The sequence below is a fragment of the Aeromonas sp. QDB17 genome (assembly GCF_027705305.1).
Taxonomy (GTDB): domain Bacteria; phylum Pseudomonadota; class Gammaproteobacteria; order Enterobacterales; family Aeromonadaceae; genus Aeromonas; species Aeromonas caviae.
In genome coordinates this window covers 9504-30797 of the sequence record NZ_JAPDBP010000027.1, presented here as the reverse complement: position 1 = coordinate 30797, position 21294 = coordinate 9504, and the positions used below count along the sequence as shown (strand labels likewise).

Here is a 21294-nt window from a genome sequence, read left to right as displayed (position 1 = left end):
AACCAGGGTGTGCCGCCGTTGCGGTAGCGGCGCATCAGCTCCGAACCCGCGCCGTCCTGTTCGTCACCGGCGTCGTGCCCGAAGGGAATGCCCAGCGCGTAGCGGGAGTGATTGGCCAGCATGCGCTCCCAGGTGTTCGAACCGAAGTCCTCGAACACGGTCTGGACTGCGGCGAACCCGACGAAGTCGCTCCCCCGAAACGCGTCGACCACCCGGGCAAGCGCCGGAAAGCCGGTCGCATGGCACCCCGGGCAGGCGTCCTGAAAACAGAAGATGAGCTTGAACCGGCCGGGCATGCGGTCCAGGTCGAAGTGTTCCAGCGCCTGGCCCGACGCGTCCACCCACCGGGTCACACCCAGGGGAGCGGCCGCTTCGCCAAGGACACCGGGTTCCTGTTTCGTTGTGGTCATGCGAAGTCTCCTTTCAGAAATCGTTGGGTACCCCAATCAGGTGCCGCAGAAGGTGCGGTGGGCTGCGGCCACTTCGGGCGAGGCCGGCAGCGTGAATGGCCGCGCGGACTCCACCGTCTCGTACGGCCGCCCCAGCACCGCCAGCAGGCGCTCGAACGGACCGAGGTCGGCCTCGTCCACGGCACTCGACAGCGCCGCCTCCACCTGGTGATTGCGCGGGATCACGAAGGGATTGACCGACCACGCCGTTGCGGCGCAGTCCTGCAAGGTCCTTCCCTCCCGGGCCATGCGCTGGCGCCAGCGCGCCAGCCAGTCCGAGAGCGCCGGGCGCTCCCGTCCGAACAGGTCGTGCAGTGCGGCATCCGGCCCCGTGATGGCGTCGGACAGGAGGCGGAACGCCAGCGTGAAGTCCACCTTTTCCCGCTGCAGCAGCTGCAGGAAGTCGTCCGCCAGGGCGCGGTCGTCCGGCTCTTCAGCGGCCAAGCCCAGCTTGGCGCGCAGCTGCCCGGTCCAATGCCGGTCAAAGCGCACGGCAAACCCGGCCACCACCTGTTCCACCCGTTCCACGACGTCGATATCGCGGGCGTCCAGAACCGGCAGCAACGCTTCGGCCAGACGGGCCAGGTTCCATTGCGCCATGGCCGGCTGCTGGCCGTAGGCATATCGCCCCTGACGGTCGATCGAGCTGAACACCGTGGCCGGATCGAAACCCTCCATGAACGCACACGGACCATAGTCGATGGTCTCGCCCGAAATGCTCATGTTGTCGGTGTTCATCACCCCGTGGATGAAGCCCACGCCCATCCAGCGTGCAATCAGCTGCGCCTGCCGCTCACAGACGGCCTCCAGCATCGGAATGGGCTTGTCGGAAAGCTTGGCGAGGGCGGGGTCATGCCGCGCCACGGCATAGTCGAGCAGCCGCCGAAGCATCACCTCCTCCTCCCGCGCCGCGAAGAACTCAAAAGTGCCCACCCGCAAGTGGCTGGCCGCCACGCGCACCAAGATCGCCCCGGGGGGCGAGCCCTCGCGGTTCACCCGCTCACCGGTCCGGATCACCGCCAGCGCACGCGTCGTGGGAATGCCCAACGCGTGCATGGCCTCGCCCATGAGGTACTCGCGCAGCGCCGGGCCCAGTGCCGCCTTGCCATCGCCACGGCGCGAAAACGGCGTACGGCCCGACCCCTTGAGGGCCAGGTCCCGACGCTGTCCTGCCGTGTCGATGAGTTCCCCGAGCAGCAAGGCGCGGCCATCCCCCAAGTGTGGCGAGAACTGGCCGAACTGGTGTCCCGCGTAGGCCTGCGCCAGCGGCGCCGCCTCAGCCGGCATTTCCACGCCGGACAGCCACGCCAGACCGGTCGCAGACTTCAGCGTCGCCGGCTCCAGCCCCAGCTCCAGCGCCAGGGCGTCGTTGAACTGCACCCAGGCCGGGGCCGGGGACGGCTCGGGCTTCCAAGGCACATAGAACCCCTGCATGTCCCGGAAGAAGCTGTTGTCAAACGGCAGCCGAAACGCCGGGCCCGTCCCCGGCGTCTTCGGCTCCGACACGGCCTTTGGTGTGGACGCACGCATGACTTCAGGCCGCCTTGAGACCATCGTTCGAAGCGCCGAACGCCCCGATCAGCTGCCGCTCGTCGAGCTCGAAGTCGCTGTAGAGCACCTCGTCCAGCGGATCGATCACCAAAAACCACGGCGTGCCGCGCGTCCCGTAGTCCGCCATGAGCGACGACGCGCGTCCGATCGCAGGGTCGTGTCCGAACGGAATGTTCAAGCCGTAGCGCAACTGCGTCTCGCGCAGGCGCTCGAAGGTGTTGGACTCGGCGCCCTCGAACACGGTCTGCACCGCGGCAAACGCGAAGCCGCGATCGCCCAACGCCTTGATCAGCTTCTGCAGGGTCGGAAAGCCATGGCTGTGGCAGCCCGGACACCAGTGCTGGAAGCAGAAGATCACTTTGAACCCGTCGCCCAGATCGGACAGCTTCAGCGGTGCCATGCTGCGCCCTTCGCCGTCGATCCACCACGGCACCCGCAGCTCGGGCGCCTGTTGAATGCACCGGGATTGCATCACCATCTCCTCAGGAAAAAAACAGACACACCGGGTCGGCCCGCCCACTGGCGCGCCGACCCCCACCGTTCTTGAGCGTTGGCCGTCAGCCGATCTCGCGTCGCGGCAGCTTCCAGCCCGCACGGGGGTAGTGGCAGGTGTAGCCGTTGGGGTGCTTGACCAGGTAGTCCTGATGCTCGGGCTCGGCCTCCCAGAACGGCCCCGCGGGCGCGAGCTCGGTGACCACCTTGCCCGGCCACAAACCCGAGGCATTCACATCGGCAATGGTCTGCTGCGCCGTGGCCAGCTGCTCGTCCGAGGTGTAGAAAATGGCCGACCGGTAGGAACTGCCGCGGTCATTGCCCTGGCGCCCCGGGGTGCTCGGATCGTGGATCTGGAAGAAGAACTCCAGCAGGTCGCGAAAGCTCGTCTGCGTGGGGTCGAACTCCACCTCCAACGCCTCGGCGTGGGTGCCGTGGTTGCGGTAGGTGGCGTTGGGCACATCGCCGCCGCTGTAGCCCACACGGGTGCGCAACACGCCAGGCAGCTTGCGCACCAGGTCCTGCATGCCCCAGAAACAACCGCCGGCCAGGACTGCTTTTTCGCTCGGGTTCATCGTGATCTCCTTCAAAGTTCTGCCTCAAGGCATTGAACCTGAAGTCGGGTCCGCATGCAAGTCTGCCATCAGGTCATCAACGCTGGCGAAACGCTTGCCTTTCCCAGCCTCAAGTTCGGCAATGGCCTTGCGCGTGGTGGCGTTAGGGGCTTTCACATCGAAGGGCATCCGGCGCTCATCAGCAATGCGCAGCATCAGCAAGCGGATGGCGTCAGAGATGGACAACCCCATTGCTTCGAGCGCATCAGCGGCACGCTCCTTGGTGCTGGTGTCGATGCGAGCGCGGACATAGGTATCGGCGGTGCTCATGGTCATTTCCCTTGAAGGTTTCAGAGGCTCTATTGTAGTCGCAATGTGACTACAGCTTAAGGGCAATGCCGGTTTGCTTACCGTGCTTTGTTGTCCGTTTTCTGAGACGACCCCTATTATGGCTGTCGGTGATTCCGGGTGTCTTAGCCGTGCTGGCGTTTCTCACGCTGGTCAAAGACCCGGAGCATTCGCCCAACCCGGCCCTGAAGTTCTTCAGCTCGCTGCGTGGCCTGCCCGCCCGGTTCAAACGCTATCTCGGCGCGGTCGGCATCTTTGGCATCGGTGATTTCTCGCACAGCCTGTTGATCCTGGCGGCCACGACCTTGCTGACCCCCTCGCTGGGCGTTATCCAGGCGGCACAGGTGGCTGGCCTTCTCTATGTGTGGCGCAACCTCGTGCAGGTCGCTGTTTCCTACCCAGTGGGCGTGCTGGCGGATCGTGTCGGCCACTTGCCGGTGCTGATTGCCGGTTATGTGCTGGGCACACTGACGGCGGTGCTGACGGCGCTCGCATTCTGGCTGGGCATAGCCAGCGTGCCGCTGCTGGCCGGGGTGTTCTTCATTGCCGGTCTGTACGTGGCGGTCCAGGAAGCGCTGGAGTCCACCGTGACGGCCGAGATGGTGCAGCCGGACACGCTGGCGATGAGCTATGGCGCGCTGGGCACCGTCAATGGCGCTGCCAAGTTCATTTCCAGCGCCTCGGTCGGCGTGGTGTGGACGGCGGTCTCGCCTGTGGTCGGTTTCGGGCTGGCGGCCGTGTTGATGGCTGCCGGTACGCTGACACTGTTGCGCGTCAAGGGCAACTGAGCAATGGGCAGGCACGACCCGCGACCGTAGCGTGCCTGTCCATCACGAGTTTCTTTGCGGTGCTTAGCGTACGATTTTTTCCGTTTTCTGAGACGACCCATTCTACGGCAAGGTGCTGTGCACGGATCTGCCCTGGCTTCAGGAGATCGGAAGACCTCGGCCGTCGCGGCGCTTGCCGGTGGTGCTGACCCCGGATGAAGTGGTTCGCATCCTCGGTTTTCTGGAAGGCGAGCATCGTTTGTTCGCCCAGCTTCTGTATGGAACGGGCATGCGGATCAGTGAGGGTTTGCAACTGCGGGTCAAGGATCTGGATTTCGATCACGGCACGATCATCGTGCGGGAGGGCAAGGGCTCCAAGGATCGGGCCTTGATGTTACCCGAGAGCTTGGCACCCAGCCTGCGCGAGCAGCTGTCGCGTGCACGGGCATGGTGGCTGAAGGACCAGGCCGAGGGCCGCAGCGGCGTTGCGCTTCCCGACGCCCTTGAGCGGAAGTATCCGCGCGCCGGGCATTCCTGGCCGTGGTTCTGGGTTTTTGCGCAGCACACGCATTCGACCGATCCACGGAGCGGTGTCGTGCGTCGCCATCACATGTATGACCAGACCTTTCAGCGCGCCTTCAAACGTGCCGTAGAACAAGCAGGCATCACGAAGCCCGCCACACCGCACACCCTCCGCCACTCGTTCGCGACGGCCTTGCTCCGCAGCGGTTACGACATTCGAACCGTGCAGGATCTGCTCGGCCATTCCGACGTCTCTACGACGATGATTTACACGCATGTGCTGAAAGTTGGCGGTGCCGGAGTGCGCTCACCGCTTGATGCGCTGCCGCCCCTCACTAGTGAGAGGTAGGGCAGCGCAAGTCAATCCTGGCGGATTCACTACCCCTGCGCGAAGGCCATCGGTGCCGCATCGAACGGCCGGTTGCGGAAAGTCCTCCCTGCGTCCGCTGATGGCCGGCAGCAGCCCGTCGTTGCCTGATGGATCCAACCCCTCCGCTGCTATAGTGCAGTCGGCTTCTGACGTTCAGTGCAGCCGTCTTCTGAAAACGACATCAATATAAGTGGTTTCAATATAATTTTCGAGAGGGTATTAAGTGGTTTTAATGGGGTATACTTTTTTAGAACCATCACATGACGATCGAAACACAACCTTTCGATAGCCTTTTGATCTGACAGCACAAACTTTAAGTGTGATCCGTCATCACAAAGTCGCTTTTGAGTTGTATTTGAGTATTTAAGCGACGTTGCTCACCATTCCTGATCTGCTGAATGGGATGCCAAAGGAGGAAATCTACAGAAGCTGGGCTTTGAGGTGAGTCATCTTTTCGACTCACCGAACAAGCCAGCAGCCAAGCGTAGCGCGGCAGTTCTTTACCCCATGGCTTGGTAATCTCCCCGTCTGCTGTTCTCTTACCCGCTATAGGGGATAAATGTTAGATACCGCCTACAGCGTGTAAGTTACATTTACCTCCTATAACAGGTAAATATTGATATACCTGCCATAGCGTGTAAATTGGAAGAAGGCACGCTACCAGGTTGTCGAATCATGAAAGTAACCAGCGCCAAGCAGCTGAGCGCCTGTATCAAGGATGCCAGGCTTTCTCAAAAGCTCTCTCAAGGCAAAGTGGCCGAGAAAGTGGGGATTAGGCAAGACACAGTCTCCAGCTTCGAGCTCAATCCTGAGTCCACCAAGCTGGAAACCCTGTTCAAGATCCTCGCAGCACTCGAATTGTCAGTGGATATCAAACCCCGCAATGAGTCATCCGAGAGTCCGGCATCGGGCTGGAAGGAGGAGTGGTAATGGCCAATCTGGCTGTCTACATGAACGGCTATCGGGTAGGCACATTCACCAAAACTACCAGCGGTGCCCATCAGTTTCAGTACCATGAGTCATGGCTAGCACAACCGGGCAGCCGTCCGATCTCACTCTCCATGCCATTGCGCCATCAGGCCTACCGGGGCGATGAAGCCTATAACTTCTTCGACAACCTGCTGCCAGATAATACGGAGGTGAGGAACAGGGTTGTAGCACGCTATCAAGCGGCATCAACCCAGCCCTTCGATCTGCTCAGTTGCATTGGCCAGGATAGCGTAGGAGCATTACAGCTGGTTACCGAAGGGCACGATGTTCCAGATGCCAGGCGAATCGACTACAAGGCACTTTCCGATGACGAGCTGGAACAGATCCTGACCAGTTACAAATCAGGAATCCCTTTGGGGATGGTCAGGGAGCAAGAGGAGTTCCGGATCTCTATCGCCGGGGCGCAAGAAAAGACTGCGCTGCTCTATATCGATGGCCGTTGGTACTTGCCACTCAAAGCAACGCCGACAACCCACATTATCAAACTCCCTATCGGCAAGATTGAAAGCCACTCCTACTCGATAGACCTCTCCCAGAGCGTAGAAAACGAATATCTCTGCACTCTGATTGCCAAGGAGTTTGGTCTACCCGTACCTCACTGCTTCATGATGCAGGTTGGCCAGGTCAAAGCACTGGCTGTGGAACGCTTCGACAGACGTTACGCTGCCGATCGCAGTTGGATCATGCGCCTTCCCCAAGAGGATTTCTGTCAGGTATTGAATGTTCCGTCAGCACGGAAATACGAGAGCCATGGAGGACCAGGGATCACTGACATCATGAAAACCTTGCTGGGCTCTGCGACACCAGAACAGGATCGCTACCTGTTCATGAAATCTCAGGTCCTGTTCTGGCTGCTGGCGGCCACCGATGGTCATGCAAAGAATTTCTCGGTCTTTATTGAACCGGAAGGGCGTTTTCGCCTGACCCCTTTTTACGACATCCTATCTGTCTATCCAGTGTTTGGCGGTCGAGGTCTACACCCACGCGATGCAAAGCTGGCCATGGGTCTGACCGCGACCAAGGGCAAGAAATATGCGATAGAGCAGATATATCCTCGCCATTTCTATCAGACTGCCAAAGCGGTTGGATTTGAAAAGGTGCAAATGGAAATGATCCTAAACGAAATGGCAAGTAGTCTGGATGAAGTGATCTCGGCCGTCCGTCAGCAGTTACCAGATACATTTCCCGTCCAGATTGCGGACTCGATTCTGGATGGACTCAGCACCAGAGCGCGGCGTTTAACTCTGTAGTCAACCAAGTGAAATGAAGCCTGGCCAGAGACAAAACATAAGCACCAACCATTGCAACCTTACATCCAGGCCCAGTTTTCCCGGTTTCCCACTTTTCCCACCTCCACTTAGCCAGCGTGGGGATGGTTCAGGATGACGTGGTAGCATCGGATCGATGCTTTCAATACAGTCTGGAGATGCCCATTAGCGCAGAGCCTCGTAATTCACGGCAATGTCCCAACTGTTGTGACCCTTGCCTTGTTCATCAAATCCACCATGGGAACTGTGAACTTTATCTGCCGGATGCCAAAGCCAGAATACACGGCCATATGCGCCAACCCACCCCTTTTTGACAAGCCCGTCTGGATACAGAACTCGGTCACCTTTATGAGTGTTGATCACAGCCACCTTGCCGCGGGGGTTAAAATTTCCAGAAAGGATGCGGATTTTCTCTTTCATATTGTTGCCTCGCAGTAGTGCTACAAGCCGACTCATTGGTGCTGCAATGGTACTTTTCTGGCTAACTAGCACCAAATACAATCGAATTTTATTGGACAAAATGAACAGGCTATATTCAGCAACTGCGCGGCCTAGCAAGACACGACAGGCTACAAATAGATGGTGATCAATGTGAAAAAGGGCTACGGCCATGGCCTGGGTAGTACCTTGGGTAGTTTTTTCTAAAAAAATAACAAAAAAGACTTCATGTTATTGATTTTAAATCAAATTTAATTTTTGCTTTGTAATCAGATCCAGAACATCGAGTGATCTCCCTCATCGATGCACCAGCCCCCGCCACCCGGGGGCTTTTTTATGCTCGTTTCCCGCAGCGCTCAGCCGCCTGACTGATGGCAGCCCCGAGCAAAGGGAGCCCGACATGTACCATCACGCAAAGAGGGTCTGCCATGCAGACCCTCTCCTTCTTTTCTATGCATCCCCCACCCGCGCAGGCTAGACCGGTGACTTCAGCCTTCGGCTGCGCAGCAGCAGGGGGAGCTGGTAGAGCACCAGAGCGCCCAGCACCAGGCCGGCACCAGCCAGCTTGGCGGGGCCCAGCGGTTCGTCATAGAAGAGGGTGCTCAGGATAAGAGTCCAGACCGGTTCGAGCAGCATCAGCAGGGCGGCATGGGCCGTGGTCATCCGGCTCAGGGCGTGGGTGAGCAGCCAGTAACGCAGAGTGGTGGCGATCAGGACGCTGGCCGCAAACCAGCCCCAGATACCAGTGCCGATGCTGGCGGGCCACTGCTCGGTCAGCAGGGAGAGCAGGGTGCCGAGCAGTCCGGTCACCGCCAACTGGATGCAGGTGAGCCAGGTAGGGGGAATGGACTGGGCGAAGTGGCGGTGCACCGCGAGCTGGACCCCCAGAGTGGCGGCCGCCGCCAGAAACCAGAACAGGGAGAGCGACACGCCCCAGTGGGTGCTGCTGGAGAGCAGCAGCAGACCCGCGACGGCCACGGGCAGAGTCAGCCAGTAGTGACGGCCGGGTCTGGCCTTGAAGGCGGCCCAGGCGGCAAGCGGCGCCATCAGGGTGGCCACGCTCATGATGAAGGCGCCGCTGCCGAGCGCATCGCTCTGGCTGATGGCGGTAACCCAGAACAGCAGGCTGGCCCCAAGCAAGGTGCCGCACCCGGCGGCGCGCAGCAGTTGTGAGCCACTGGGGGGCGGCTCGCGCAACCAGGCGAGCGGCAACAGCAGCAGGGCGGCCAGCAGGAAGCGGCTGCCGATAAAGGCGGCGGTGGGCAGTTCGCGAATCGCCTCTTTCGAGAAGAGCCAGCCAGCGGCGGCCAGCAGGGTGACCAGTATCATCAACAGCAGGGGAGCGCGGTTCATCGGAGCATCACAGGGTCAGGGGCAAAGGGCAGAGCATAAAGGAAAGAGGCGCGGATTGTCTCCCGGGGTTTGGCAGACATGCTGGCGGGGCGGCCACCACGCCGCCCCGCCTCAGTCGTCACTTTCCAGGCTGGCGAGGCAATGGGAGAGGGTGCGCGCCAGCGCCCCCTGGTTGCGCAGCACCACGGCGCGGGCCTGTTCCCCCATCTCGCGGCGGGCGCCCGCATCGGCGAGCAAGGCGTTCACCTTGTCGCCGAGCGCCTCGGCATCCGCCACCACGGCGGCGCCCCCCTGGGCCACCAGCTGGCGGGTGATGTCGCTGAAGTTGAAATAGACGGGGCCGGTCAGGCAGGGTTTGCCCAGCGCCGCCGGTTCCAGCAGGTTGTGACCGCCCACAGGCACCAGGCTGCCACCGACAAAGGCGATATCCGCCGCCGCCAGCATCAGCGGCAGCTCGCCCATGGTGTCACCCAGGTAGATCTTGTCCCTCTCGCCGACCGCACTGCCCGCCGTGCGCCGCACGCAACCGTAGGGGGCGCACAGCTCGGCCACCCGATCGAAACGCTCGGGATGGCGCGGCACCAGAATCAGCAGGGCGGAGGGGTGGGCCTTGAGCACCCGATCGAAGGCGGCCAGCACCTGCTCGTCTTCCCCCTGGTGGGTACTGGCGGCGATACAGACAGGTCGTGCCTCCCCCAGCTGCTGGCGCAGGGCGCGGCCCCTGGCCTGCACCTCGTCGCCAAACTGGATGTCGAACTTGATGGAGCCGGTCACCGCCAGCCGGTTGCGCCCTATCCCCAGCCGATGGAAGCGATCCGCATCGTCCTGATGCTGGCACAGCAGGTGGGTCAGCGGGCGGCTCAGGGCATCGAATGCGCCCTGGAAGCGACCATAGCGCTGACAGGATCGCTCCGAGAGGCGGGCATTGAGGATGGTCACCGGCAGGTGGCGTGCCTCGCAGGCCGCCAGCCAGTTCGGCCACAGCTCGGTCTCCATCACCCAGAGGGCGCGGGGTTTGACGGTGCTCAGAAACGCCGAGACGGCCCAGGGGTAGTCGAGAGGCGCATAACGGTGCACCACCAGATCCCCGAGCTTGGCAGCCTGTTCGGCGCCGGTGCGGGTGGTGGTGGTGAGCAGGATGGGCAGCTCGGGGCGCTCGGCCTTGAGGGCGCGGATGAAGGGGGTGATAGCCAGGGTCTCCCCCACGCTCACCGCATGGATCCAGAGGGGAGCCTCCTGTCCGGTCGGCGGCAATTGTCCCAGATGCTCGGCCCAGCGCGCCCCGAAGCCGGGCTTGCCTTTTTTGGGCTTGTAGAGCGCCAGCAGCGCCAGGGGCAACCCCAGGTGGATCAGCAGGTTGTAGAGCAACCGGTAGATCATGCTAGCTATTACCTGGTTCAGCAGCAGAGGATTCCACCGGCTGCCGCACTATGGTCAGATCTGCCATTTCACCACGCTCCAGCCGATTTCCCGCCTCGATGACCTGTTCCGGCATCAGCTCGATCAGGCACTTGAGGTGGCCGAACTTGCAGGTGCGCTTGAAGCAGGGGCGGCACTCGATGTCGGTGTGGACGATCTCGACCCTGTCCGCCAGCGGTGGGGTATAGAGGGGCGAGGTGGAGCCGTAGACGCCGATCAGCGGCCGGTTGAGGGCGGCCGCCACGTGCATCAGGCCCGAGTCGTTGGCGATGACCCGACCGGCCAGCGCCATCAGATCGATCGCCTCGTGCAGGCTGGTCTTGCCCGCCAGCACGTGGCAGTTGGGGCGCGACAGGGGGTTGATCCGATCGCGGATGGTGTTGGCCACGTCCACGTCCTTGCCCGAGCCGAAGATCCATACCTGCCATCCCTCGTCGAGGTGCTTTTGCGCCACCACGGCGTAGTGCCCCTCCGGCCAACGTTTGGCCGGGCCGAACTCGGCCCCCGGACAGAGCACCAGCACGGGGCGGGCACGATTCAGGCCGAGCCGCTCCAGCGCCTTGCCCTGGTTGATGAGATCCACGTGCAGGGAGGGATGGGGAATAGCGGGAATGTCGTCCCGACTCTTCATCTGCCCCTTGGGATAGGCCAGAGCCACATAGCCTTCCACCATCAGCGGAAAGGCCTGCTTGTTGCTGCGCATGTCGTTGAGCAGACCGAAGCGGTGCTCTCCCTTCCAGCCGGTGCGCACCGGGATCCTGGCAAACCAGGGGATGAGGGCCGACTTCATGGAGTTGGGCTGGATGATGGCCTGATCGTACTGCTCGGCGGCCAGCTGCTTGCCAAGGCGGCGGCGTGCCCCCAGCTTGAAGTCACCGTGGCCAAGCGGCATGGGGATGGCCTTGTCCACCTCGGGCATGCGCTCCAGCAGCGCAACGCACCAGGCCGGCGCCATCACATGGAGCTCGCTGCCCGGGTGGTTGCTCTTGAGCGCCTTGTAGAGGCTCTGGGACATCACCATGTCGCCGACCCAGGAGGGGCCGATCACCAATATCTTCATCGCGCGTCTTCTCTCGGGACTGGCCCGGCTGTTGATCGTTACTGGGCGAGATTATGCCCCAAGAAAGGCCGAAGAAATAACAGAAGATACCCGTCTGCCCCCGCAAAACGCCTACCTGGCAGGATCTGCTCCCCCGTGCATCCCTCCTGAGGCCCTCTTCGACCCGGACACGGCGTGCCCTGGGCCACCGACTGCCGGGTAGCAGAGATCCCCCTTCCCCCTCATTCAAAAGCGGGCCCACCGGGCCCTCGGGTCATGCCCCGCGCGGGGTTTTAGGCTAGAATGGGCGCCAATCCGAGCATGACCCGCCCGCCGGGCACCAACAAGAGTCCCTTGCCTGTGAAAAAACCGACCCTGGCGGCCGTCCTGATCGTCAAGAACGAAGCCGACAACCTCCGTGCCTGCCTCGCCTCCCTCGAAGGCCTGGCGGATGAAATCGTCATTCTCGACTCCGGCAGTCAGGATGACACTCCGGCCATCGCCGCCGAATTTGGCGCCCGCTTCTTCGTCAACACCACCTGGCCCGGTTTCGGCCGTCAGCGCCGCCTCGCCCAGTCCCATGTCCAGTCGGAATGGGTGCTGTGGCTGGACGCGGACGAGCGGCTCACCCCGGAACTCAGGGAAGCCATCCAGGGGGTCATGGCCAACCCGGCCAGCGACACCATCTACTCCATCCCGCGCCTCTCCTGGGTGTTCGGCCGCTTCATCCGCCACAGCGGCTGGTACCCGGATCGGGTGCTGCGCCTCTACCCCAAGGCGCTGACCGGCTACAACGAGGCGCTGGTACACGAGAAGGTGGAGGTGCGCGCCAACATGAAGATCGTCAACCTGCAGGGCGACCTCCTCCACTACACCTACCGGGATCTGGAACACTACCTGGTCAAATCCGCCGGCTACGCCCGCGCATGGGCCGATCAGCGCACCGCCCGCGGCAAGAAGGGATCCCTCGGCCAGGGGCTGGTCCACGCCGTCGGCTGCTTCCTCAAGATGTACCTGCTCAAGGCCGGTTTCCTCGACGGCAAGCAGGGCCTGCTGCTGGCCATCCTCTCCGCCCACTCCACCTTCGTCAAATACGCCGATCTCTGGGTTCGCCAGCAGCCCCAGCAGCCGAAATAGGGTATCGCGCCTCAAACATCCCATTAATCACTCACCCCTTGTTCCAGCGGGACAAGGGGCAAACCCTATTGCCATGGAGCGGGCGCAGCCCTCGCGGGGCCGCTCACGGCGCAAACCCGGGCGCCACGGACGAAAACTGGCCGCTATAAGCCGAATGCATGGATATTGGCAACATGACCCGACTCCGGCTTATACCGACAGGTTTCCCCTGCCCGGGGTCCGGGCAGGCCCGTCAATGGGCTGTCGGGAGCCACGCCCGGTAGGCCGGTCTACCAGCAGGGCGCATCCCCATACAAGACAGGGCCCCGCGGGGCCCTGTCTGTATGTTCTGTGTGCGCTCTCAGCGCTCGGCGCGCCAGAAGGGCGGCGCCCAGCGGGCGATCTCTGCCGCCATGGCCTTGGGATCGAGCTGGCTCATGTCCTCCGGGTGGTCGCTGTCTTCCGGCGGGCTGAAGGGCAGATGGCGCCCCTCGCCGTTGAGCGGCCGCCAGCGCAGCGGCGTCGCCGAACGGTGTGCCGGGAAGAAACCGACGGTCGGCACGTCCATGGCCGCGGCGATGTGCAGGGGCCCCGTGCTGCCCGCCACGAACAGGGCGGCGTTGGCCATCACCTGGCAGAACTTCGGCAGCCCCTCGTCGGAGCGATAGATCCAGCCGTTGCCCCCATGGGCCAGCAGTTCGGCCGCCAACTGCTCCGCCTTCCCCTCCTCCCCCGGGCCTGCCGTCAGCACGCACTGCAACTCGGGACAGGCCTGGTTGAGCTTGATGATGAGGCGCGAGTACTGCTCGATGGAGAGGTTGTTGGCCGAGCCGCCGCTGCCCGCATGCACCATCAGCCAGGGGCGGCTGGCGTCGAGCCTGAGACGGGCGGCAACCTGCTCGCGCACCTGCAGCAGGCTCTCGGGGTCGAAGTCGAGGTAGGGGCCCTGTGGCTCCACCACGGTCTGATGCTGATCGGCGAGGAAGCGGCGCACCAGATCCAGGTTGTATTCGTACTCCGGCTTCTGGGAGCGGGAGCGGCGCTGCACCAGGCGCTGGTTGTAGAGCACCTGGGCCAGCTTGGTGGCCGGGGCCAGCCGGTAGGGAATGTGCGCCTTCCACACCAGCTTGGCATTGCGGGTGTTGGAGAAGAGGCAGATGGAGGCATCGAAGGCGGCCGCCTTGATGCGCGCCAGCAGGGCGCGTTGCTGCTCCTTGTCGGCCCGGGCGCCCGGATCCAGGATGATCTCGTCGATCCAGGGGCAGAGGCGGGCCAAGGGCGCCGTGTAGGCGGGAACCAGGGCAGTCACATGACACTCCATGGAGCGCTTGAGCATGGCAAAGCTCGGCCACGCCAGCATGAAGTCACCAATCTTGTCATTGCGGACTACCAGAATACGTTTCATAAAAAATCCCTATGCTCCCTGTCACCAGCGAAGGAGGCTTGATGCGCGATGCGGGTATTCTTGCCTGATGCAGGGCGATTCTCAAGCGAAGACACCACGGGACCCCGATTTGTGCGACCCCGGCCGCCGATCAGCGCCAGAAATCCGCGCCATCCCGGTCGCGACAAACCGGCAACAGCCCCTATAATGCGACCAGTTTTCCGGTTTCAGGAATCAGCAGCATGACCAACAAGGTAATCTATCCCGGCACCTTCGATCCCATCACCAACGGCCATACCGATCTCATTGGCCGCGCCGCCAGACTGTTCGACGAGGTGGTGGTCGGGGTGGCCAACAGCCCGAGCAAACGGCCGCTGTTCGATCTCGAGGAGCGCGTTCAGCTGGCTAGGCAGGTGACGGCTCACCTGCCCAACGTCAAGGTGGTGGGCTTCTCCGGCCTGCTGGTGGATTTTGCCAGGGAGCAGCAGGCCAACGTGCTGATCCGCGGCCTGCGCGCCGTCTCCGACTTCGAATACGAGTTCCAGCTCGCCAACATGAACCGTCGCCTGATGCCCACCCTGGAGAGCGTCTTCCTCACCCCGGCGGAGGAGAACTCCTTCATCTCCTCCACCCTGGTGAAGGAGGTGGCGCTGCACGGTGGCGACATCCACCAGTTCGTCGACCCCCTGGTGGCTCAGGCCATTGCCGCCAGGCAGCAGCGCTAATCCCCTCCCCTGATGGGCAGAAACGAACAAGGGCTACCTACGGGTAGCCCTTGTTGCATCAACGCACTGCACGCCTAGCTGCGGGCAAACTGCTGGCGGATCGCCCGCTCCAGCCCGTCCAGCCACTCGTAGCGACGCCGGTACATGGCCCGCTTCTTGGCGGCCACCTCCTCCAGCGGCTTGCGCACCACGGGTTGCAGCCGCATGAAGTTGGCGTCCTGATCGAGGGCGCCAAACTCCTGCCACAGCTCGTCGTAGTCCGCCTGCAGGCAGGCTTTCTTCTTCTTGCTGTACCGTCTTGCCTGGAAGATGTGGGCCTTCATGCGCACCGCACAGACCCGGTGGGCCCCCATGGCCCCGGCCAGCGCCATCACCAGCATCACCACCAGCGACTTGGGTCTCAGACCCTGACCCGCCCGGGTCAATGCCCGTACCTGCTCCTGGGGCTGTTCGACACAGGGCTCCGGCCCCTGCACCGACCCGATCACCAGGGCCAGCTCCTGTTCGCTGCCCGCCAGGGAGAAAGCACAGCTGTAGAGTCGCTCCCCCCGCGCGTTGACGATGGAGAGCGCCAGCTCCGCCTCCCTGCGGAAGGTGCCGTCGTGACGCAGCACGATGCGCCAGCCGCCATCGGGATAATGGCCCAGCACTATCCCCTCCCCCAGATAGAGCGGGTCGATGAGCTCGGGGTACAGGCCCAGCAGCAGGCGGTAGTGATCCTCCACCATCTTGACCCGCTGGTTCACCGTCGAGCAGGCGAAGCGATAGGGGCGCATCGGCTTGTCGAGCAGCTCGGGGTGGCGGGCGGGAAGCGCCCGCAGGGGGGCGCTCTGGAACAGCTCGAATACCCGGTTCAACTGCGCACGGTAGAGCAGACTGCGCAGCAAAAACTTGCCGCGATTGAAGGTCTTGCGGGCGCTGTCTTCGGGATAGAGGAAGCGGGCCATATCGTGGGCACAATAGTGCCCCTGCCGGGATAACTGCTCCCAGTCTATTGATTTAGCTGTCATTTTATTACCTCGCAGCCTGAACTGGCGAGATAGTAGTCATGGGCTGACGCCGCTTCAACAGACTGGAAATACTCTCTTACAACTTGGCCGGTTCCGGCTCAAAAATCCCACTTTCAGCGTTGGCAGTGGGAGCAGAACACCGTGGTTCGCTGGCCCATCTTCACCTCGGTGAGCAGGGTGTGGCAGTGGAAACAGGGCTGGCCGCCACGGCCGTAAACCTGCAGCTGCTGGACGAAATAGCCCGGCTTGCCGTCGGCGCTGGTGAAATCCTTGAGGGTGGTGCCCCCCTGGCGAATGGCTTCGGCCAACACCCGCTTGATCTCGCTCACCAGGGTGCCCAGCCGCTCGGCGCTGATGTTGCCTGCCGCCCGCCTGGGATGAATGCCGGCGGCATAGAGCGCCTCGTTGGCGTAGATGTTGCCCACCCCGACCACCACGTGGTTGTCCATCAGGAACTGCTTGATGGCGGTGCTGCGCCCCTTCGCCCGCTCCCGCAGATAATCGGCATGGAAGGCATCGGTGAGGGGTTCCGGCCCCAGCTTGGCGAGCAGGGCATGGGCCTCGGCCGGTTCGCGGGTCCACAGCAGGGCGCCAAAACGGCGCGGATCGTTGAGCCGCAGCAGCTTGCCGTTGGCCAGCTCGATATCCACATGATCGTGCTTCTCGGCCGGGGTGCCGATGTCCAGCACCCGCAGGCTGCCGGACATCCCGAGATGCAGGATGGCGGTGCCGAAGTCGGTCTCCAGCAACAGGTATTTGGCGCGGCGGCTGACGCGGTGGATGACGAGATCCACCAGCTCCTGGATCTCGCCGGGCACGGGCCAGCGCAGGCGGCCGTCCCGCACCACCACGCGGGTCACCTTGATGCCGGTAAGCCAGGGGGAGATGCCCTGGCGGCTGACTTCGACTTCCGGTAATTCAGGCATGGGCGATCTCTCGTTCAGGGAATGGGACGCATCAGGTCACGGTATTGCGCCTGACTCAGGCTGAGCCAGGTCGAGGAGGGCAGCAGGGCGGCAAACTTGCCGTCGTCCTGATAGAGCCCGACTTCCACCGGATCGCTCTGTCCGGCGATCCAGATCTTGAGGGTCACCGGGGTGCCGCGCACGGGCTCGCCGGGGGGCAGCAGCCAGCCTTGCCACATCTCGATGCGGGCCGCCAGCTGGGCGCTGCCGAGCCCCAGATCCGGCACGCTGCGCCAGCCCTGGCCGATACGCTCTATCTGCCAGCTCGGCCCCTGCCAGGTCAACACCACGGCACTCTCCGGCAACAGCGGACGCGCGCGTTTGGCACTGTTCTCCTGCTGGGCCTGCTCCAGCCGGTGCAACAGGGTAATGACGATCAACACGACCACGATGATCACGTTGTTCCAGCCTTTGCGGCTCAGTTTGAACATGGCTAGCCTCCCTTCGAATCGGCAGTGTACTGAATTCCAGCCATAAAAAAACCCGGCACGAGGCCGGGTTTTTGCAGCGAAACCAAGTAATTACTTGATTTTGCCTTCTTTGTAGATCACATGCTGACGAATCACGGGATCAAATTTCTTGATCTCCATTTTTTCGGGCATGGTGCGCTTGTTCTTGGTAGTGGTATAGAAGTGACCAGTACCGGCGCTGGAGTTCAGGCGAATCTTATCGCGAATACCTTTAGCCATGATCTAATTCCTTATACCTTAACGCCGCTGGCACGCAGTTCAGCCAGAACCACTTCAACGCCGCGCTTGTCGATGATACGCATGCCTTTTGCGGATACGCGCAGGCTCACGAAGCGTTTTTCACTCTCAACCCAGAAACGGTGAGTGTGCAGGTTCGGCAGGAAACGACGCTTGGTAGCGTTGTTAGCGTGCGAACGGTTGTTACCAACTGCCGGGCGCTTGCCGGTTACTTGGCATACTCTAGACATGTCAGTCTCTCCAAATCTTACTTCATTGCTCGAGCAAATATCTGCCCCGCTGGCCTTCGATTGCGGGGCAAACAGAAGGCGGCATTTTATACAGCATCCGTGATCAAAGATCAACTAATACAGTGCCAGAGCCCAGTCACAACCAACCACGCTCTGCGAAAGAAACCGTGATGCCATCACCGATCACCAGGTGATCAAGCACTCTGATATCGACCAGGGCCAGGGCGGCCAGGATCCGATCCGTGATCTGGCGGTCCGCCCGACTGGGCTCGGCCACGCCGGACGGGTGATTATGCGCCAGAATCACGGCGGCTGCATTATGTTTGAGCGCGATCTGCACGATTTCTCTGGGCCAGACGCTCGCCGAGTCGAGGGTGCCGTAAAAAAGTTCGACAAACCGGATGACCCTGTGCTGGTTGTCGAGCAGCAGCAGGGCGAACACCTCCCGCCCCCGATCCCGCAACTGGGCTTGCAGAAAGTCACGGGTAAGCCCGGGCGAGGTGAGCGCCTCTCCCCGTTGCAACTGTTCGGCCAGATGGCGCCGCCCCATCTCCAGTACCGCCTGCAACTGGGCATACTTGGCAGGTCCCAACCCGTGAGCACCACAAAAATCCTGCTGCTCGGCTCCCAGCAGTGCCCGCAGGGAACCAAACTGTTGCAACAACTGGCGGGAGAGATCCACCGCACTCAACCCGCTGACCCCGGTGCGCAGGAAGATGGCCAGCAGTTCGGCATCGGAGAGCGTCGCCGCCCCTCGGCGCAGCAGCTTTTCCCTCGGGCGCTCCTCTTCCGGCCACTCCTTGATGCTCATTTGTCTCTCCCTCATGGCTATTGAGAGAAAACATAGCAAAGAATCCCGCGAGCCCGACCACAACTCCCCCATGTCAGCCTCTGTCGCCACCCATTGCCTGTGCTATCTTAGCCGACCAGTCAGAGTGAGCCGGAAGAGAAGCAGCAGATGAGATTGGCCGATAAACGCATCCTGTTGGGTGTCAGTGGCGGGATCGCCGCCTACAAGAGTGCCGAACTGGTACGTCGCCTGAAAGATCAGGGGGCCGAGGTGCGAGTGGTGATGACCCGCTCCGCCAAGGAGTTCATCACCCCGCTGACCCTGCAAGCCGTCTCAGGCCACCCGGTGGCCGACAGTCTGCTGGACCCGGCTGCCGAGGCGGGCATGGGCCACATCGAGCTGGCCAAGTGGGCCGATCTGGTGCTGATCGCCCCCGCCAGCGCCAATCTGATGGCCCGCATGGCCGCCGGCATGGCGGACGAGCTGCTCACCACTCTCTGCCTGGCCACCCCGGCGACTGTCGCCCTGGCGCCAGCCATGAACCAGCAGATGTATCGCAACGCCGCTACCCAGGCCAACCTCCAGACCCTCTCCGAGCGCGGCATTCAGCTGTGGGGGCCGGATTCCGGCAGCCAGGCCTGCGGCGATGTGGGCCCGGGCCGGATGCTGGATCCCCTGGAACTGGTGGAACGCTGCTGCCAGCAGCTCGCCGCCGAGCCACTCCTGGCAGGCGTCAGGCTGCTGCTCACTGCCGGGCCGACCCGCGAGGCGCTGGATCCGGTGCGCTATGTCAGCAACCACAGCTCCGGCAAGATGGGCTACGCCATCGCCCGCGCCGCGCGCGAAGCGGGCGCGGAGGTGACCCTGGTGAGCGGCCCGGTGGCACTGGCCACCCCGGCCGGCCTTACCCGCATCGATGTGGAGAGCGCCCTGCAGATGCACGAAGCGGTGATGAGCCGGGTCGGTGAGTGCGACCTCTTTATCGGCTGCGCTGCCGTCGCCGACTACCGTCCCGCCCAGGTGGCCGAGCAAAAGATCAAGAAGACCGGCGACAACGACCAGATGCAGCTGACCCTGGTCAAAAACCCCGACATCATCGCCGATGTGGGGGCGTTGTCAGACAAACCCTTCACCGTCGGATTTGCCGCCGAAACCGTGGATGTGGAACAATACGCCCTCGACAAACTTCGACGTAAGCGGCTGGACATGATCGCAGCCAACGATGTGTCCCGTGCAGGCCAGGGTTTCAATGCCGATGACAACGCCCTGACCGTCTTCTGGCAAGGGGGTCAAGCCGCCCTGCCCCTGGCCGATAAGCTGACGCTGGCCCGTCATCTTGTCGCCCTGATTGCACGCCATTATCGACCCTGAGTCCATTGAACATGCCGGGAGCCCCAGGCTCCTGCAGTACCACCCGATCGCCAGGCGATCCAATTGAAAAAGATTCATGACGACACAAATTGAACTGAAAATCCTGGATGCCCGCATCGGCACCGACTTCCCGCTGCCCGCTTACGCCACACCGGGCTCCGCTGGCATGGACTTGCGCGCCCTGCTGGATGCCCCGCTGACCCTGGCCCCAGGCGACACCACGCTGGTGCCGACCGGGCTGGCCATTCACATCCAGGATCCGGGTCTGTGCGCCACCATCCTGCCCCGCTCCGGCCTCGGCCATAAGCACGGCATCGTGCTGGGCAACCTGGTCGGCCTCATCGACTCCGACTACCAGGGTCAGTTGATGGTCTCGGTCTGGAACCGTGGCAACGACAGCTTCACCATGCAGCCTGGCGAGCGCATCGCCCAGCTGGTGATCCTGCCGGTGGTACAGGCCAGCTTCCAGTTGGTCGACGAATTCAATCAGAGTGAACGGGGTGAAGGCGGGTTTGGTTCTTCTGGTCGCCAATAACAAGACCACACGGCCCCCTGGGGCACGTGCCAAATAATAGAATCAAGCCATTGTTTTTTTAGGGGAATCCATGGCAAGCAGTAACCAGAAACAGAGTCGGCGCGATCAGATCCTGCAGGCACTCGCCCACATGCTGGAAACCAGCCCGGGCCAGCGCATCACCACGGCACGCCTCGCGGCCGAGGTGGGCGTGTCCGAGGCGGCTCTCTACCGGCATTTTCCCAGCAAGGCGAGGATGTTCGAGGGGCTGATCGACTTTATCGAGGATTCCCTGCTGTCACGGGTCAACCTGATCATGGCCGAAGAGAAGGACACCATGGCCCGCTGCCATCACATACTGCAGCTGCTGCTGGTGTTTGCCGAGCGCAACCCCGGCATCACCCGCATTCTCAATGGCGATGCCCTGCTGGGCGAACACGATCGGCTGCGGGATCGCATCAGCATTCTGTTCGACAAGCTGGAGACCCAGATCAAGCAGGTACTGCGCGAGAAACGGCTGCGGGAAGGCCAGGGCTTCCAGCTCGACGAGACCATGCTGGCCAACCTGCTGCTGGCCTATACCGAGGGCCGCATCAGCCAGTTCGTCCGCTCGGAGTTCAAAATCAAGCCCACTGCAGGCTTTGAAGATCAGTGGCAGTTTATCCGCAGCCAGCTGCTGCAAAGCTGAGCCAGCAGACCGTATCAACCAATGCACGTCCGCTCGGAGTTCAAAATCAAGCCCACTGCAGGCTTTGAAGATCAGTGGCAGTTTATCCGCAGCCAGTTGCTGCAAAGCTGAGCCAGCAGACCGCATCAACCAATGCACGTCCCGCTCCGAGTTCACAATCAAGCCCACTGCAGGCTTTGAAGATCAGTGGCAGTTTATCCGCAGCCAGCTGCTGCAAAGCTGAGCCAGCAGACC

The 21294-nt window shown here is 62.3% G+C and carries 23 protein-coding genes and 2 pseudogenes; 10 read left to right on the top strand and 15 right to left on the bottom strand.

The window, feature by feature from the left end:
* Window positions 1-446: 446 nt before the first annotated feature.
* From OKC41_RS18600 to OKC41_RS18585, 4 genes are all read right to left on the bottom strand, one after another.
* Window positions 447-1979, bottom strand: a complete 1533-nt coding sequence (locus tag OKC41_RS18600) for a YdiU family protein (RefSeq protein WP_074423286.1) — start codon at window positions 1977-1979, stop codon at window positions 447-449.
* A gap of 4 nt (window positions 1980-1983) precedes the next feature.
* On the bottom strand, window positions 1984-2478 hold the full coding sequence (locus OKC41_RS18595; protein ID WP_227654340.1) for a peroxiredoxin: 495 nt from the start codon (window positions 2476-2478) through the stop codon (window positions 1984-1986).
* Between the two features lie 79 nt (window positions 2479-2557).
* Window positions 2558-3067 (bottom strand): peptide-methionine (S)-S-oxide reductase MsrA, encoded by a 510-nt coding sequence (msrA, locus tag OKC41_RS18590; RefSeq protein WP_008652077.1) that lies wholly within the window; start codon window positions 3065-3067, stop codon window positions 2558-2560.
* Window positions 3068-3091: 24 nt separating this feature from the next.
* Window positions 3092-3376, bottom strand: a complete 285-nt coding sequence (locus OKC41_RS18585; RefSeq protein ID WP_043006371.1) for a type II toxin-antitoxin system RelB/DinJ family antitoxin — start codon at window positions 3374-3376, stop codon at window positions 3092-3094.
* A gap of 149 nt (window positions 3377-3525) precedes the next feature.
* Here OKC41_RS18585 and OKC41_RS18580 point away from each other — a divergent pair, with 149 nt between their 5' ends.
* From OKC41_RS18580 to OKC41_RS18565, 4 genes and pseudogenes are all read left to right on the top strand, one after another.
* Window positions 3526-4182: an MFS transporter gene (locus OKC41_RS18580; RefSeq protein WP_197724694.1), complete on the top strand. Its 657-nt coding sequence runs from the start codon at window positions 3526-3528 to the stop codon at window positions 4180-4182.
* Between the two features lie 100 nt (window positions 4183-4282).
* A pseudogene (gene intI1 / locus OKC41_RS18575) lies at window positions 4283-5032 on the top strand (class 1 integron integrase IntI1); the annotation flags it as partial.
* 696 nt (window positions 5033-5728) lie between these two features.
* Window positions 5729-5983 (top strand): helix-turn-helix domain-containing protein, encoded by a 255-nt coding sequence (locus tag OKC41_RS18570; protein WP_017410478.1) that lies wholly within the window; start codon window positions 5729-5731, stop codon window positions 5981-5983.
* Entirely contained in the window at window positions 5983-7293 is a 1311-nt protein-coding gene (locus tag OKC41_RS18565) for a type II toxin-antitoxin system HipA family toxin (RefSeq protein WP_270672255.1), read from the top strand. Before OKC41_RS18570 ends, OKC41_RS18565 begins: the two co-directional genes overlap by 1 nt.
* Window positions 7294-7476: 183 nt before the next feature.
* Here OKC41_RS18565 and OKC41_RS18560 read toward each other — a convergent pair whose 3' ends face one another.
* From OKC41_RS18560 to waaF, 4 genes are all read right to left on the bottom strand, one after another.
* Window positions 7477-7923 carry a hypothetical protein gene (locus tag OKC41_RS18560; RefSeq protein WP_236292954.1) on the bottom strand — a complete coding sequence of 149 codons (447 nt, stop codon included), beginning with the start codon at window positions 7921-7923 and terminating at the stop codon, window positions 7477-7479.
* 300 nt (window positions 7924-8223) lie between these two features.
* Window positions 8224-9102 (bottom strand): DMT family transporter, encoded by an 879-nt coding sequence (locus OKC41_RS18555; RefSeq protein ID WP_049636086.1) that lies wholly within the window; start codon window positions 9100-9102, stop codon window positions 8224-8226.
* Window positions 9103-9213: 111 nt separating this feature from the next.
* Window positions 9214-10482: a lipid IV(A) 3-deoxy-D-manno-octulosonic acid transferase gene (gene waaA / locus OKC41_RS18550; RefSeq protein ID WP_201894985.1), complete on the bottom strand. Its 1269-nt coding sequence runs from the start codon at window positions 10480-10482 to the stop codon at window positions 9214-9216.
* Window position 10483: 1 nt separating this feature from the next.
* Window positions 10484-11581, bottom strand: a complete 1098-nt coding sequence (gene waaF / locus OKC41_RS18545) for a lipopolysaccharide heptosyltransferase II (protein WP_041214219.1) — start codon at window positions 11579-11581, stop codon at window positions 10484-10486.
* Between the two features lie 339 nt (window positions 11582-11920).
* On the opposite strand from waaF, the gene OKC41_RS18540 reads away from it, so the two are divergent.
* A complete protein-coding gene (locus OKC41_RS18540; protein ID WP_010676108.1) occupies window positions 11921-12697 on the top strand; it encodes a glycosyltransferase family 2 protein in 777 nt (258 codons plus the stop codon).
* Window positions 12698-13037: 340 nt separating this feature from the next.
* Here the strand turns inward: OKC41_RS18540 and OKC41_RS18535 are convergent, their stop codons facing one another.
* A complete protein-coding gene (locus OKC41_RS18535) occupies window positions 13038-14081 on the bottom strand; it encodes a glycosyltransferase family 9 protein (RefSeq protein WP_041214218.1) in 1044 nt (347 codons plus the stop codon).
* Window positions 14082-14302: 221 nt separating this feature from the next.
* Here OKC41_RS18535 and coaD point away from each other — a divergent pair, with 221 nt between their 5' ends.
* Window positions 14303-14785: a pantetheine-phosphate adenylyltransferase gene (gene coaD / locus OKC41_RS18530; protein WP_010676110.1), complete on the top strand. Its 483-nt coding sequence runs from the start codon at window positions 14303-14305 to the stop codon at window positions 14783-14785.
* Between the two features lie 74 nt (window positions 14786-14859).
* Here the strand turns inward: coaD and OKC41_RS18525 are convergent, their stop codons facing one another.
* The 6 genes from OKC41_RS18525 to radC all read right to left on the bottom strand — a co-directional run bounded on the left by OKC41_RS18525 (window position 14860) and on the right by radC (window position 18508).
* Window positions 14860-15732 (bottom strand): VirK/YbjX family protein, encoded by an 873-nt coding sequence (locus tag OKC41_RS18525; protein ID WP_270672264.1) that lies wholly within the window; start codon window positions 15730-15732, stop codon window positions 14860-14862.
* A gap of 176 nt (window positions 15733-15908) precedes the next feature.
* Complete coding sequence (mutM, locus tag OKC41_RS18520) at window positions 15909-16721, bottom strand: bifunctional DNA-formamidopyrimidine glycosylase/DNA-(apurinic or apyrimidinic site) lyase (RefSeq protein ID WP_010676112.1); 813 nt, start codon at window positions 16719-16721, stop codon at window positions 15909-15911.
* A 14-nt stretch (window positions 16722-16735) separates the two neighbouring features.
* Complete coding sequence (locus OKC41_RS18515) at window positions 16736-17191, bottom strand: hypothetical protein (RefSeq protein ID WP_102983710.1); 456 nt, start codon at window positions 17189-17191, stop codon at window positions 16736-16738.
* 90 nt (window positions 17192-17281) lie between these two features.
* Complete coding sequence (gene rpmG / locus OKC41_RS18510; protein ID WP_005323752.1) at window positions 17282-17449, bottom strand: 50S ribosomal protein L33; 168 nt, start codon at window positions 17447-17449, stop codon at window positions 17282-17284.
* Between the two features lie 11 nt (window positions 17450-17460).
* Entirely contained in the window at window positions 17461-17697 is a 237-nt protein-coding gene (gene rpmB / locus OKC41_RS18505) for a 50S ribosomal protein L28 (RefSeq protein WP_005307492.1), read from the bottom strand.
* Window positions 17698-17833: 136 nt separating this feature from the next.
* Entirely contained in the window at window positions 17834-18508 is a 675-nt protein-coding gene (gene radC, locus OKC41_RS18500) for a DNA repair protein RadC (protein WP_039040991.1), read from the bottom strand.
* Window positions 18509-18655: 147 nt separating this feature from the next.
* Here radC and coaBC point away from each other — a divergent pair, with 147 nt between their 5' ends.
* From coaBC to OKC41_RS18480, 4 genes and pseudogenes are all read left to right on the top strand, one after another.
* On the top strand, window positions 18656-19858 hold the full coding sequence (gene coaBC, locus OKC41_RS18495; protein ID WP_201894984.1) for a bifunctional phosphopantothenoylcysteine decarboxylase/phosphopantothenate--cysteine ligase CoaBC: 1203 nt from the start codon (window positions 18656-18658) through the stop codon (window positions 19856-19858).
* A 76-nt stretch (window positions 19859-19934) separates the two neighbouring features.
* Window positions 19935-20393 carry a dUTP diphosphatase gene (dut, locus tag OKC41_RS18490; protein WP_010676116.1) on the top strand — a complete coding sequence of 153 codons (459 nt, stop codon included), beginning with the start codon at window positions 19935-19937 and terminating at the stop codon, window positions 20391-20393.
* A gap of 70 nt (window positions 20394-20463) precedes the next feature.
* Complete coding sequence (gene slmA, locus OKC41_RS18485) at window positions 20464-21060, top strand: nucleoid occlusion factor SlmA (RefSeq protein ID WP_010676117.1); 597 nt, start codon at window positions 20464-20466, stop codon at window positions 21058-21060.
* Between the two features lie 121 nt (window positions 21061-21181).
* Window positions 21182-21283: pseudogene (locus tag OKC41_RS18480) on the top strand (nucleoid occlusion factor SlmA); the annotation flags it as partial.
* Between the last annotated feature and the right edge of the window lie 11 nt (window positions 21284-21294).

Excerpts from the sequence above, each read along its gene's own strand:
- rpmG (WP_005323752.1), bottom strand. The coding sequence starts at position 17,449 with ATGGCTAAAGGTATTCGCGATAAGATTCGCCTGAACTCCAGCGCCGGT.
- OKC41_RS18570 (WP_017410478.1), top strand. The coding sequence starts at position 5,729 with ATGAAAGTAACCAGCGCCAAGCAGCTGAGCGCCTGTATCAAGGATGCC.
- OKC41_RS18585 (WP_043006371.1), bottom strand. The coding sequence starts at position 3,376 with ATGAGCACCGCCGATACCTATGTCCGCGCTCGCATCGACACCAGCACC.
- waaF (WP_041214219.1), bottom strand. The coding sequence starts at position 11,581 with ATGAAGATATTGGTGATCGGCCCCTCCTGGGTCGGCGACATGGTGATG.
- OKC41_RS18560 (WP_236292954.1), bottom strand. The coding sequence starts at position 7,923 with ATGGCCGTAGCCCTTTTTCACATTGATCACCATCTATTTGTAGCCTGT.
- OKC41_RS18600 (WP_074423286.1), bottom strand. The coding sequence starts at position 1,979 with ATGCGTGCGTCCACACCAAAGGCCGTGTCGGAGCCGAAGACGCCGGGG.
- slmA (WP_010676117.1), top strand. The coding sequence starts at position 20,464 with ATGGCAAGCAGTAACCAGAAACAGAGTCGGCGCGATCAGATCCTGCAG.
- OKC41_RS18595 (WP_227654340.1), bottom strand. The coding sequence starts at position 2,478 with ATGGTGATGCAATCCCGGTGCATTCAACAGGCGCCCGAGCTGCGGGTG.
- OKC41_RS18565 (WP_270672255.1), top strand. The coding sequence starts at position 5,983 with ATGGCCAATCTGGCTGTCTACATGAACGGCTATCGGGTAGGCACATTC.
- radC (WP_039040991.1), bottom strand. The coding sequence starts at position 18,508 with ATGAGCATCAAGGAGTGGCCGGAAGAGGAGCGCCCGAGGGAAAAGCTG.
- mutM (WP_010676112.1), bottom strand. The coding sequence starts at position 16,721 with ATGCCTGAATTACCGGAAGTCGAAGTCAGCCGCCAGGGCATCTCCCCC.
- rpmB (WP_005307492.1), bottom strand. The coding sequence starts at position 17,697 with ATGTCTAGAGTATGCCAAGTAACCGGCAAGCGCCCGGCAGTTGGTAAC.
- coaD (WP_010676110.1), top strand. The coding sequence starts at position 14,303 with ATGACCAACAAGGTAATCTATCCCGGCACCTTCGATCCCATCACCAAC.
- OKC41_RS18525 (WP_270672264.1), bottom strand. The coding sequence starts at position 15,732 with ATGGCCCGCTTCCTCTATCCCGAAGACAGCGCCCGCAAGACCTTCAAT.
- OKC41_RS18535 (WP_041214218.1), bottom strand. The coding sequence starts at position 14,081 with ATGAAACGTATTCTGGTAGTCCGCAATGACAAGATTGGTGACTTCATG.
- OKC41_RS18515 (WP_102983710.1), bottom strand. The coding sequence starts at position 17,191 with ATGTTCAAACTGAGCCGCAAAGGCTGGAACAACGTGATCATCGTGGTC.
- OKC41_RS18555 (WP_049636086.1), bottom strand. The coding sequence starts at position 9,102 with ATGAACCGCGCTCCCCTGCTGTTGATGATACTGGTCACCCTGCTGGCC.
- waaA (WP_201894985.1), bottom strand. The coding sequence starts at position 10,482 with ATGATCTACCGGTTGCTCTACAACCTGCTGATCCACCTGGGGTTGCCC.
- coaBC (WP_201894984.1), top strand. The coding sequence starts at position 18,656 with ATGAGATTGGCCGATAAACGCATCCTGTTGGGTGTCAGTGGCGGGATC.
- dut (WP_010676116.1), top strand. The coding sequence starts at position 19,935 with ATGACGACACAAATTGAACTGAAAATCCTGGATGCCCGCATCGGCACC.
- msrA (WP_008652077.1), bottom strand. The coding sequence starts at position 3,067 with ATGAACCCGAGCGAAAAAGCAGTCCTGGCCGGCGGTTGTTTCTGGGGC.